The organism is Microcoleus sp. N3A4, from assembly GCF_036701805.1.
Lineage (GTDB): Bacteria > Cyanobacteriota > Cyanobacteriia > Cyanobacteriales > Microcoleaceae > Microcoleus.
On record NZ_JAUBRJ010000003.1, the window covers coordinates 53,595 to 65,956 of the forward strand.

Genomic DNA, 12,362 nt, shown 5'->3' on the forward strand with positions numbered 1-12,362 from the left:
CAGTATAATGTCGGAGCCTCAATATTATTACCCTACAAAAGTCAATCGAAATTACAGAAACCAAAATGACACCGGAAGAAGCTCAGCGTCTAGAATCAAATATCCAAAAGACTTTCTCTATTCATGCTAAAAGCGACAAGAGTTATCTCTGGATGGCCTATTGGGTGATTTTTGAGCGGGAAGCTGACCCTGATGGATTAGAAGGTTGGTTAAACGATATGAAGGCTGGTTTAAATCGAGCTGATGTCATCAAAAAGATGATTGAGTCAAGTGAATTTCAAAAACGCCTTTCAGGTGTAACAAGCTTAGAAGCCAGTCCAAATTAGAGGAAACTCCATGAAACCGGAACAAGAAAAACGTCTGCAAGAAAGTATCCAAAATACTTTATCCGCTCATGCTAAGAGCGACAAAAGTTATCTCTGGATGGCATATTGGGTAATCTTTGAGCGGGAAGCTGATCCTGATGGGCTGGAAGGTTGGTTAAACGAACTCAATACAGGTGCGTCTCGAGCTACTGTTATAAAAAAAATGGTTGAGGCGCATGAATTTCAACAAAGGCTGACAGGTGAAGAAGGTGGCAATCATGGCTTTACTGAAGAAAATATCAACTCTATTTTGGATAATAAACTTCATAGTGCTCGCATGAAAATGGTTAGAACCCTGCTACCGCCTGCTAATGCGATATTAGATTTGGGAGGTTATTCTGCATCAGATAAAAAAGGAGCTTTATTACAGCTCGGCTATCATCATCTTCCAGAAAATTTATATATTAGAGATTTCCCGCCAGACAAAATGATGTTTCCAGGGCCAGAGTGGCCAATAAAAGTTAAGCACCAAAATTGCAATATTGAATATGTTTATGGAAGCATGACAGACTTAAGCTGCTTTCAAGAAAATAGTTTTGACTTAGTTTGGTCCGGAGAGTCAATCGAACACATCACCACAGAAGAAGCAGAAAAACTATTTGACCAAGTTTATAAATTATTAAAGTCTGGTGGTAAGTTTGCTCTTGACACTCCTAATAGGAAAGCTACCAAGCTACAGTTTCCCAATAATTATATTCATCCTGAACACAAGCTAGAATACTATTTCGATGATTTGTGCAAGCTTTTGGAGAAGCATAATTTCAAAATAGTGGAGACGAAGGGTATTATTGATCTCTCACAATCCATTGAAAGCTCAAGCCAGGAAACTCTCAACCATGAATTTCTTCACAGCCAACTTTTAAATGATAATCCAGATAATTCTTATTGTTTCTACATTTGCTGTATGCGAGCGGAAGATTTGTAGGCTAATTTATCAGAAGACGCACCATAAATAATCGCTGATGCCAGCCAGTTGCTAATATCAAAATTGAAGCCTTGCTCTGTCTAGTTCTCTCTGAGCTTGAAGCGCCGCTTGCTTCCAAGCTTGAGCTTGCGATTCAAACAACTTTTTTTCTTCTATTGTCCTCATAATATATTCCAGGCGATGTCTAATTTTTTGACCAATAACCTCTGGATGGAATAAAGACCTAATCTCGTGAGCGGCTCTCGCTCCTACTTGCTGTGCTTGCGGATAATTTTCAAAAACATACTGCATGAGCGAAGCTGTATGATCGATATCCGGCTCAGCCCAGATACTACCTTTTGGGTAAAGCCCATAAGCTTCAGTCGTTGCCACTAGATCGTATTTCACCAAAAAACTATTGCCGACATTCATAAAATCGGTATTGGATGAATAAGCGGTAGCTATGACTGGCTTGCCGTAATACATTGCTTCCGCCATAGTCAAACCAAAACCCTCAGCCCGATGTAGCGATACATAGCAGTTACAATTATCTACTAAGCCATGAACTTCTTCCTTGCTCAAATGCCCTTCGATAAGTTGAATAGACGGCCAGTCTTCTGTCATTGCTTTTAGTTGATCGTACTGATTTTGATAATAAGGATGAGGTCGAAACTTAATAATCAGTAAAACATCTTCATTAGACTTCCCAAAAGCTTTTTTAAACGCCTCAATGGTAGCAAAAGGATTTTTTCGCTCAAAACCGCTACCCATGTCGAACATGAACAGAAAAATAAATTTTTCTTTAGGTAATTCTAAAGATTCTCTCCCCAACTCGTTGGGCGGTAAATAAATGCTAGGTGGTAATTTGACAACGGGAAGAGGCGAGACATCGGAAATCGTTTCAGCAGTGTAATTACTGTAAGTCCACACCTCATCAAATCGATTAAAAGCTCCCATAAAAAAATCAGGAAATACCGGAAGTTCCCAAATCCAAAAACCAATATTATAGCGATTATTAAAATATTCCGGATCGATAGAATTCAACAAGGATTCGTGCGGGTTGGTATGGACGATATTAATGGGATAAGAATGATCGCTAGAAAAATTGGTGTATGTAGAATCTAAGTTGCGTTGCGAATCTTCTTTCAGATCCTTGATTGTAAAAGGAATATTAGCTGCTTCTATCGCTCTGATAGTACCTCGCACACCCCCGCCCAAACCAAACTCGCCACTCACATGACCGATAATATTAACTCCAAACTTAAAATTTGTGTTATTGAACATGATTGAACTCCTAATAACAAATATCTACAGTAAATTAAACTTTTTAAATCTTAGCACGCCTGTGGTGTTGCGCTAGTTCAGATTGAACTTGCTGTGTTGTCTGCCGCCAAACTTGGGTTTGGGACTGGGCAAAAGCCATCTCTTGCTGCATCTGATGGATGCGAGTTGACCAGTTTGTAGATTGGTTCATCCTGTTTCTAATGATTTCCAACCGATTTTTGATTTTGATGCCTTGAAGTTGAGGACTCAGTAAAGACTTAATTTCTTGAGCAGCTCTCGCTCCTAGTTGTTGTGCTTCCTGGGGATTTTCCACAACATACTGCATTAATGATGCTGCATGATCTATATGGGGATCTGCCCAGTAATTGCCTTTAAAGTAAGGCCCATAATCTTCTGTCAGCGTCACTATGTCATATTTTACTGGAAAACTATTGCCGACATTCATAAATTCCATATTAGATGAGTAGCCAGTCGCGATTACTGGTTTGCCGTAGTACATCGCTTCCGCCATTGTCAAACCAAACCCTTCGGCCCGGTGCAGGGAAACATAGCAGTCGCAATTGGCAACTAAAGCATGAAGTTCTTCTCTCTTTAAATGCCCATCTATAAAATGAACTGGCCAGCCTGCTGCTTGCGCTTTGAGTTGGTCTCGCTCTTTGGGGAAAAAGCTGCCATTAGAAAACTTGAGTACCAGTAAGACATCTTCATTCGATTGAGCAAAAGCTCGCTTAAATGCCTCCAAAGTAGCAAAAGGATTTTTGCGACCTATGGTACTGTGGAAGTCAAACATGAACAAAAAAATAAATTTGTCTTGGGGTAATCCTAATTGTTCTCTATCAAATGACGGTTCGGGAAATTCAAGGCTGGACATCATCTTAATCACAGGGACGGGGGATACGGGCGCGATGGCTTCAGCACAGTAATTGCTATAAGTCCATATCTCGTCAAATAAAGAAAAAGCGTACAGCCATCCTGGAGGAAATATCGGCAGTTCCCAAGCCCAGAAGCCAATATTGTATCGACCTTTAAAGCATTCGCGATCTACCATGTTGAAAACAACGGGTTCTGGCAAAGTGTGAATCAGGTTAATGGGATAGGGATTTTGCTCGGAAAAACTTGTGTAGCTGTTATCTAAATTTCGATGCCAATCTACTTTAATATCTTTGAGTGCAAAGGGAATTCCAGCCGCTTCGATCGCTCTGAGAGTGGCCCTCGAACCTTCTCCCAGACCATATTCACCGCTCAGGTGTCCGATAAAATTGATGCCGAAATTAGAATCTATTGTTTGATTTAACATTGTTCGTCTTTTACTTAAGAAATATCTCGAATAAATGCTTGAGAATTCAGGGTTCTTATCGTTGAAATTAAGAGTAGTTTGCTAACTCTTTCTGTACCTGTAATGCTGTCTGCCTCCAAGCTTGGGCTTGACGAGCCAATAAATCTCTTTCTGTCTGAAGTTCATGGAACCGATTTGACACTTGGGTATGATTTAGATGTGCCCTGATAAATTCAAGGCGATTTTTTATTTTTATACCTACAGCTTGAGGATTTAATAAAGACCTGATTTCCTTGGCTGCTATTTTTCCTGTTTTCTGAGCTTCCTGATAATTCTCAAATACAGACTGCATGAGAGACGCAGCATGAGCAATATCTGGTTCCGCCCAGACACTGCCTTTGGGGTAAGCTCCATAATCTTCAGTTGTTGTCACCAGTTCGTATTTAACCGGAAAACTATTGCCAACATTCATAAATTCCATATTAGATGAATAGGCGGTGGCTATTACTGGCTTGCCGTAGTACATCGCTTCCGACATTGTTAAACCGAAGCCCTCAGCCCGATGCAGAGACACATAACAGTTACAACTATTAACCAAAGCATGAATCTCTTCTTTTTGCAAATGTCCATCTATAAACTGAAGAGATGACCAACCCTCAGCCAAATCAATTAGTTCCTGTCGCCGTTGCGGAAAAAGATGAGCATTGGCAAACTTGAGAACGAGCAAAACATCTTGATTGGATTTACCAAAAGCCCGTTTAAACGCCTCAACGGTGGCAAAGGGATTTTTTCGTTCAAAGGAACTCCCAAAGTCAAACATGAATAGAAAAATAAACTTATCTTTGGGTAAGTTGAGCTTTTCTCTTGTTAATAATGGTTGCGGCAAGGCAAGACTCACAGGAATTTTGAGTACAGGAACTTGGGAGACAGCCGAAAATGCTTCTGCACAAAAATTACTGGTAGTCCAAATTTCATCAAATAAATCAAAAGCCCACTGCCATTCAGAGGGAAAAACTGGCAATTCCCACAGCCAAACTCCTATATTGTATTTCCCTTTGAAATATTCAGAACCAATGCCGGGAAAGTATCCTGCTAAAATCTGCTCAACCCAATTGGGGTTGGTTTGGACTATATTGATTGGATAAGGATTGTCGTCGGAAAAGTTTTTGTAGGTGGTATCGGAGTTGGGTAGCCAATCTACTTTTAGATCTTTAACTGCCAAGGGAATTCTGGCTGCTTCTAGGGCTCTGAGATTTCCTCTAGCGGCTTCCGCCAGTCCAAAATCACCGGTGATATGACCTGCTAAATTTACACCCAAAGAATTATTTTGTTGATGATTTAACATTCGTCTTGTTTTTTGCTGAGTAGAAATGTCTGAATAGGATTGAAAAACGATTTAATCTATGAAGCCTTTTGAATGAGCAGCCCCAAGGATGTTGTGACATATTGTTCTAACTGAAGCTTTAAGTGTATCCCCGACCAGGGCGGTACGTCTATGTGACGATCGAATGGCCCGCTTCCTGTGTTGTAATTGAGGACTATTTCGTGTCCTTGGCCGGTCAAATCTGCAGCGAGTCTGTCGATGTCCTGCCGTCGAAAAAGTACAGTCTGTTGGTGGTCGATCGTCTCGTCATTAGAAAGAACGTTAAATTCGGTGGTGTGTACTGCTATTCCGCCCGGACGCAGGCACTTAAGGCTATTTTTGACAAATTGCAGCCCCAGTTCGATCGAGCCGAGGTGCTCGAAAGCGCAAGACGAATAGACAAAATCAAAGCCGACCAAATCCGCATCTATCTTATTCATGTCCGCGACGCGGTAAGTCACATGGGAGGCGAATCGTTCCAAGGGGCAAATGCCGCGATCGTTAAGTGCCTCTAGCGTGGCTGCATATTGACCGGTACTAGCCCATCCCTGCTTCGTTGCCTCCTCTGAATCTAAGTCTGTGGCCACCACTTGGCAGCCTCGTGCAGCCATTACAGCCACTAACGGTTCCTTGCCGACACCAAAGCCTAGCCCGCGCCTGCCCGGTGACATCATCCCCGTCTCGGAAAGACACTGAAGGATATAGGCGTACTCCCACAGTTTTCGATGAAATATTGGCTCGTGCGGCAGACGAGTTTCCTGACACCAATAGTAGAAGGCATCGGAGCGACACTGGGCCTCAGTAGCCATTTGCGAAACGGGATTGGTGAGGCTGGGTTCTTGGTCGATGACTGATGGCAGGCGCTTGCGCTCCGGATTCTGGGAGTTCAAATTATTATATGTGGGAATCACAGCTTAGTGTTTAGAACTAGGCGACAAAATTGTACAACTATTTATTGTACAATGGATCGAGTGTTACTGGGTGGAACGCTGTTGAGTTTAAATTCTCAACGTGATAAAATCAATAAACTGAGAAAAAAGTAATCGATTAATGAGCGCAGATTCGGCTGTAACGGAATTAGATAAAGGCAATCGACTTCTAGAGTCAGGCAATCTGGAGGAGGCGATCGCGGCTTACCACCGTGCCATTGAGCTAAATCCTGACCACTCTTGGTCTCACCACAATTTAGGGGAAGCTCTAGCAAAACTTGGTCAATTCGAGGAAGCGATCGCAGCTTACCGCCGCGCCATAGAGCTAAATCCCGATGACGTGCAGGCTTACCGCAATATCCTAGAGATTCAACCAGATAACTGGGAAGTCTGGTTGCAGTTAGGGAAAGCTTTATCAAAACAAGGTGACTTAGAGGGTGCAATTGCTTGTTATCGACGGGCAATCGAATTCAACCATAGTTCAGAAGGTAACGCAGAAAATGAAAATCAACTTACGACAGATATAGATCAAGCCAAGTTGCAGATGCAAGAAATTGATGCCGAAATTCAACAAGCACAATTGCGGCGACAGCAAATTTGTGTGGAATTAGACAGATTGGCATACAAACGCCATATCAGAAACAAAGGTTATTATTATACTACAGATTGGTTCAGTCACAATATTCCAAATTGGCAAAAATATTTGACTAGGTTTGTGAATCTTCCTGAAGTAAATGTTTTGGAAATAGGAAGTTGGGAAGGTAGGTCAACTTGCTGGTTGTTAGATAACATTCTTACCCACGAATCTGCAAGAATTACTTGTGTAGATACTTGGCAGGGAGGTGTAGAACATCAAAACATGGAGCGGCCGATACTACTTCTTTGTCAAGCGTGTTTTGATGTTAATGTATTCCTAACTAGTAATCCTGAGAAGGTGATTAAGAAAGTTGGTTTATCCTCTGATATAATGCGTTTACTACCCATGAATTACTACGATTTAATCTATGTCGATGGCTCTCATGAGGCGGAAGATGTCTTGGTGGATGCAATACTGGCTTGGGGACTTCTTAAAGTAGGGGGTTTGGTAATTTTTGATGATTATGGGCTGGGTGGAGGAGTTAAGGATGGTGTAGATGTTTTCTTGAAATTTTTTGCTAATAAGCTCAATCTTCTTCATATTTCATTTCAAGTGTTTATTGAAAAAACGGCTTAATCAACGATGAGAAAGCTAATTAACTTTTTTTAAGTCGCTTGTAAAAAAGCATGGATAAATTCTTGTCATACCCTCCAATGGACAATTTGCTTCCTTACTCTGTAGATCCATCCGGCAGACCTCACTTATGAACATGGAAACGGCGATGACTCAATTCAATAAAGGAACTCAATTTCTAGAAGAAGGTCTTTTCGAAGAGGCGATCGCATCCTTCCATATCGTCATTGAGTTAGAACCAAATCAGTCTTGGGCTTATCACTACTTGGGGGAAGCTTTAGCTAGACTGGGAAAATTGGAGGAAGCAGTCACGGCCTATCGTAAAGCAGTTGAACTGAAACCAGACTTCTGCTGGTCTTATCATCACTTAGGAGATGTCCTAGAGCGACAACAGCAATGGGAAGGATCGATCATTGCATTTCGTCAAGCGATTGAATTGAATCCGGAGCATTTTGGTTCGTATCTGGGATTAGGAAAAAGTTTAGAAAAATTGGGTCAGCTAGATGAGGCGATCACGGCTTACCGTCGTGCTAGCGAGCTTGACCCAGAGGCGGATTGGATGCAGTATAGACTGGGGGAATTGCTGCAACAGCGAACTCAGTTAGATTTGGAGGGGGCGATCGCTTCTTATCGCCGAGCGATTGAGTTAAATCCAGATGATGTGCAAGCATACCGCAAGCTCCTACAGATACAGCCAGATAACTTGGAAGTTTGGTTGCAGTTAGGGAAAGTATTGATAAAACTTGAGCAATGGGAAGAGGCGATCACTCCTTATCGCCGCCTTACTGAGTTAAATCCTGATGATGTGCAAGCTCATTATCGCTTAGGGGAATTATTAATTAAACAGGGGGATTTAGAGGGGGCGATCGATACTTTGCGGCATAGTCTTGAACTGAGTCCAAAATCTGACGAATCTTACTATAACTTAGGAGAAGCACTAGCAGCTCAAGGAAACGCAACAGAGGCTAGCCTCTGTTACTACAAGGCTTTTAAACTCAATCCCAATAATATGCAAGCTAATCAAAAGCGCCCTCGGATTTATGACTGTTTTGCCTTTTTTAATGAACTAGATGTTCTCAGAATTAGGATAGAAGAACTCAAGGATGTTGTAGATAAGTTTATTTTAGTAGAAGCTACAAAAACATTTAGTGGCAACCCCAAGCCTCTTTATTATCAAGAATTTATCCATGAGTTTGCTGAGTATCAGGACAAAATCATTCACTATGTTGTTGATGATATGCCTGAAATTGACTACAGTCAACCGATTCATCTCCAAGCATGGCCTCTTGACGTTCACCAAAAAAACTGTATAAGTAGGGTATTAAATTCTCTTGAATGCAAAAATGAGGATATAATCTTAGTCAATGACTGTGATGAAATTCCCCGCAAAGAAAAGCTGAGTGAAGCTATTGAATTACTTAAAGATAATGAGTTTGTCATATTTGTTCAAGATTTGTATCACGGTCATTTAGATAATCTCTTCAGTGAGTGGTGGTGCGGAACAGTTGCTTGTAAATATAAAGACTTCAAAGTTAGAACTTACACTAAAGTCAGGTATTCAGACAAAATCAACACAGGGTTAGACATGGGGGAGGGTGGTTACAAACGATCGGGTTACATCAATAGCGATAGGTATTTTGAACATCCATACATAGTTAAGAGTGGCTGGTCATTTAGTTGGTTTGGTTCCGAATTATCCCGTCGCTACAAATTGCAAAGTTTTGCACATAAAGAAGGGGATGATTCACAAGCAAGAGGTATTGAAAAAATAAAATATGACGTATGTAGGCCAAGCTTGGAGATAGAATCATCAGGTGAGTTTTATTTCGATGTCAGAGACATAGAGGGTAAAGACGTGCCTGAATTTTTGAGAAATAATATCCTCAAGTATCGGCACTTTCTTCAGCCTAGACAAACGGAACTGATGGCTAAAATTGGTGGAGATTTTAAACAAGTTGAAACTCAACTCTACCTTCTTAAGAAGGAAACTATAAAAGTCAAAGAGCAACTAGAAAAAGGGATGCAAAATCTGCTAAAAGTTTGCGATATTTTGGCAGAAAAGGGTGAATTAGTAGAAGCAATCGCCCAATGGCAGCAGCTAGTAGAACTTTACCCAAAATTCACCAGCAACAAATGTTTTCTAAGCAACTTAGATGGGATAAAGAATTGGCGAATTAACCCAGAAGATTTTACTCTGATTTCAGGACAGCTTGTGCAAACACAAGCTGGTAAGCAGCTAGTGATCCCGGTAGGAAATTACGGTCAAGTGTGCTACGGACCTTATATCAGTTTGTTACCTGGGTTATACAGAGTTAAGATCGCTCTGGAAAATGCAGATTTTAGTGGAATTCAAGGAAACGGCTCGGAACAACTTTGGTTTAAGTTTGATGTTGCTGTAAATAAGGGCTGGGTAGTTTATGAAGAAAATGTCTGTCTGGCCAATCAAAAAGAACATGAATTTTTTATAGATTTTGCGTGTCCCAAAGATTTAGAAGTTCGGTTTTGGGCAACAGGTCAATTCTTTGCGGTGAACTTTCTAGATCTGACTTTAATTCATCAAAGTGATTCACACAAAAATAACGAAATTTACGAAAAGAACTGGAACCACTTAAATCAACCAGAAGATATTGAGGAATATCGTCCCGATCACCTAACAGAAACCGAACCAGAAGCTGCGTTTCAATATTTCCAAATAGCAAGCAAATATAGATCTCTCATCCTGCAATTCTTAACTGAAGACGACAAAAAATATTTGGAAAACCTGGGTTTGTCCTTAGAGAATCTGCAATTAATAGCACAAGACAACTTTGCTTTGGAAGAAAGCTATATAAATAGTTTTGAAGAAGACCTACAAAAAAAGCTTATCCCTGAAATCAACTTCACTCTTCCTTACCAACAAGTTCTAGTAGAAACCGGTTATATTTATTCAGTTTGCCCTTTCAGTGGCAAGGTAATTAGATCTAATCAGTCCTTTGTCATCAATCATCAGGAGATCGGGCATCACGACTTGCAGGGTTTTATTTATCGCTTTGTCGGCAGCGAAATATTCTATTTGATGCATGGCTGTCCTATGGGAGAAAAGCTTTTGATTTATTTGCCAAAACAAGAGCTAATTATTAATTTCAGTCACGTATTAGTACCTTTTGCCCGTCCCGAACAAAGTATAAATAAGTTCAAGAGTTATATGGTTAGTTATTGGTCAAAAGTCAAATATTATTTAGAAAATTCCGAAAAAAAAGTAGTTGATGTTGTAGGTTTAGGTTTCAACATAGGGCATTATTTATGGCAGGACATGGCAGCTATTGACAGTCTCTATAAAAGTGGTATATTATCCAAGGTAGATAAATTTTTAATTGGTCCTGGCGAATACTTCAGTATAGGAGATGTTTTTCCAGAAATTCTGCCTGGAAATTTGACTTATGTTAATGATGTTTGGGATGTTTTTAAAACAGTAGTGGACAATAATTATGTTGCGTTTAGGGCTAATGCGAGATTTATAGAAGAGTCGTTAATAAACAGAATCTGTGATGTTTCATTTAAAAAATGCACTCCTGATTGTTTGAAAGAAATGGAAAGAGCTAAGGAGTGTTTTCCGCTTTTGGGTGTCCAAATTCGCACCAGTAGCAGAGTATGGCTAGGTCAGGTAGAAGGAATAGCAAATATTATCAACAGTCTGTATTCGGATTTTCCGAATTTGGGAGTTGTGTTTGATGGGTGGTCTCTGAGTGGTAAAGAAGATTCTCTTAGTAGCAGTTGGTCTATGATAGAAAGTGAAAAAGCAGTAATGGCAAAAATACTTTCTGTGATAGATCCCGCGATCGCTACATTCAGCGCTATCGGTGCTACAACTTATGAAACAGTCGTTTGGGCTAAGGCTATAGATTTGCACATATCACCAGTAGGGGCTGGACTGATCTATCCCTCATGGATAGCTAACAAACCAGGGGTGTTGCACGCACACACTCAAGTTCTCAATTATCAGGATGTCAGAAAACTTCAGTCGGGACGTTCAGAGCTACCCTATTTTGACAAGCTAATACCACAAGTGTTTATACCAAATGATAGTGTAGTTGATTATGCCGACTGCAATTATGATTGTGATTGGAAAGTAATTTATAATGAAGCGGTTAAACTAATAGAAAAGTTAAGTAAAGATCGCTAATAATGTTCCCAAATACGAGCGATCACAGCCAAGTTGGCCATTTCTCAACTCTATGCTCTACGATCGCCGCAACCACGCTCCAGGCCAGTGAGTCACATTCTCCGTCAAATCGCTCTCGCTAAACGGCCATTTAGGTTGCTCCAAGACAAACTCTGGATGCTTTTCTGCAAACTCAGCAGCCGCCGCAGTAGGATGATCCCACTTCCACTCAGGATTCCCGCGCGGCACATCATCCAAATCCTTCATAATCCCATCGGTGGCAATTATATAGGAGCCTGGCGTCACAAAACTGCAATAAGCCTCTAACTCGTCAGCAACGTGCTGTTTTGTGTGACACGAGTCAAGACTCACCAAGACAGTCTCCTCTGGATTTACCAGTGTTTTCACCTGATCTACAATACTGGTATCTGTAGAACTACCTTCCACTAAAGTAATGAACGATGACAGTTCGTGTTCCTCTATAGCCTTGCGATTGTGGGGACGAATTTCAATGTCAACTCCTACAACCCTACCCTTACCCATTACTTTAAAAAGGCTAGCGTAATAAATCAGCGAGCCTCCGTGAGCCACCCCGGTTTCAATAATTACATCGGGTTTAACCTGATAAATAACTTCCTGAATCCGAATCATGTCTTCAGGGAGTTGAATGATTGGCCGCCCCAGCCAACTGAAATTGTAGGTATATTTTTGATTCCAGCCTAATTTCAGCCAGTAGTGAGAAATGAGTTCAAAAGCTTCCTTAGAATAGAGCGGGAGAGTTTGACACTCACCGTCTATTTCTTGAATCAATTTTTGGGCATCTGTATCTAGCGTTAATTTCATGATTGGTCCTAGTTATAATTGTATTTAGGTAACGAATCTTAGACACC

Annotated in this window: 9 protein-coding genes; 4 read left to right on the plus strand and 5 right to left on the minus strand. The window is 40.8% G+C overall.

All coding sequences use genetic code 11. The features are described 5' to 3' along the window. Positions 1–65: 65 nt before the first annotated feature. Positions 66–326, plus strand: coding sequence for a DUF4214 domain-containing protein (locus QUA56_RS02610; protein ID WP_333352806.1), 261 nt, complete (start codon positions 66–68; stop codon positions 324–326). A 10-nt stretch (positions 327–336) separates the two neighbouring features. Further along, positions 337–1,290: a DUF4214 domain-containing protein gene (locus QUA56_RS02615; protein ID WP_333352809.1), complete on the plus strand. Its 954-nt coding sequence runs from the start codon at positions 337–339 to the stop codon at positions 1,288–1,290. 57 nt (positions 1,291–1,347) lie between these two features. Here the strand turns inward: QUA56_RS02615 and QUA56_RS02620 are convergent, their stop codons facing one another. From QUA56_RS02620 to QUA56_RS02635, 4 genes are all read right to left on the minus strand, one after another. Beyond that, a complete protein-coding gene (locus QUA56_RS02620; protein WP_333352811.1) occupies positions 1,348–2,553 on the minus strand; it encodes a glycosyltransferase family 4 protein in 1,206 nt (401 codons plus the stop codon). Positions 2,554–2,596: 43 nt separating this feature from the next. Further along, the gene (locus tag QUA56_RS02625; protein WP_333352813.1) at positions 2,597–3,850 is read right to left on the minus strand and encodes a glycosyltransferase; all 1,254 of its coding nucleotides are present in this window, start codon (positions 3,848–3,850) and stop codon (positions 2,597–2,599) included. Positions 3,851–3,917: 67 nt separating this feature from the next. Further along, complete coding sequence (locus tag QUA56_RS02630; protein WP_333352816.1) at positions 3,918–5,174, minus strand: glycosyltransferase family 4 protein; 1,257 nt, start codon at positions 5,172–5,174, stop codon at positions 3,918–3,920. A 56-nt stretch (positions 5,175–5,230) separates the two neighbouring features. Next, positions 5,231–6,082 (minus strand): class I SAM-dependent methyltransferase, encoded by an 852-nt coding sequence (locus QUA56_RS02635; protein ID WP_333352820.1) that lies wholly within the window; start codon positions 6,080–6,082, stop codon positions 5,231–5,233. A gap of 160 nt (positions 6,083–6,242) precedes the next feature. Here QUA56_RS02635 and QUA56_RS02640 point away from each other — a divergent pair, with 160 nt between their 5' ends. Both QUA56_RS02640 and QUA56_RS02645 read left to right on the plus strand, forming a co-directional pair. Next, positions 6,243–7,334 carry a tetratricopeptide repeat protein gene (locus QUA56_RS02640; protein WP_333352822.1) on the plus strand — a complete coding sequence of 364 codons (1,092 nt, stop codon included), beginning with the start codon at positions 6,243–6,245 and terminating at the stop codon, positions 7,332–7,334. Positions 7,335–7,461: 127 nt separating this feature from the next. After that, positions 7,462–11,493 carry a tetratricopeptide repeat protein gene (locus tag QUA56_RS02645; protein ID WP_333352825.1) on the plus strand — a complete coding sequence of 1,344 codons (4,032 nt, stop codon included), beginning with the start codon at positions 7,462–7,464 and terminating at the stop codon, positions 11,491–11,493. Positions 11,494–11,550: 57 nt separating this feature from the next. Here the strand turns inward: QUA56_RS02645 and QUA56_RS02650 are convergent, their stop codons facing one another. After that, on the minus strand, positions 11,551–12,315 hold the full coding sequence (locus QUA56_RS02650; protein WP_333352828.1) for a CmcI family methyltransferase: 765 nt from the start codon (positions 12,313–12,315) through the stop codon (positions 11,551–11,553). Positions 12,316–12,362: the final 47 nt, after the last annotated feature.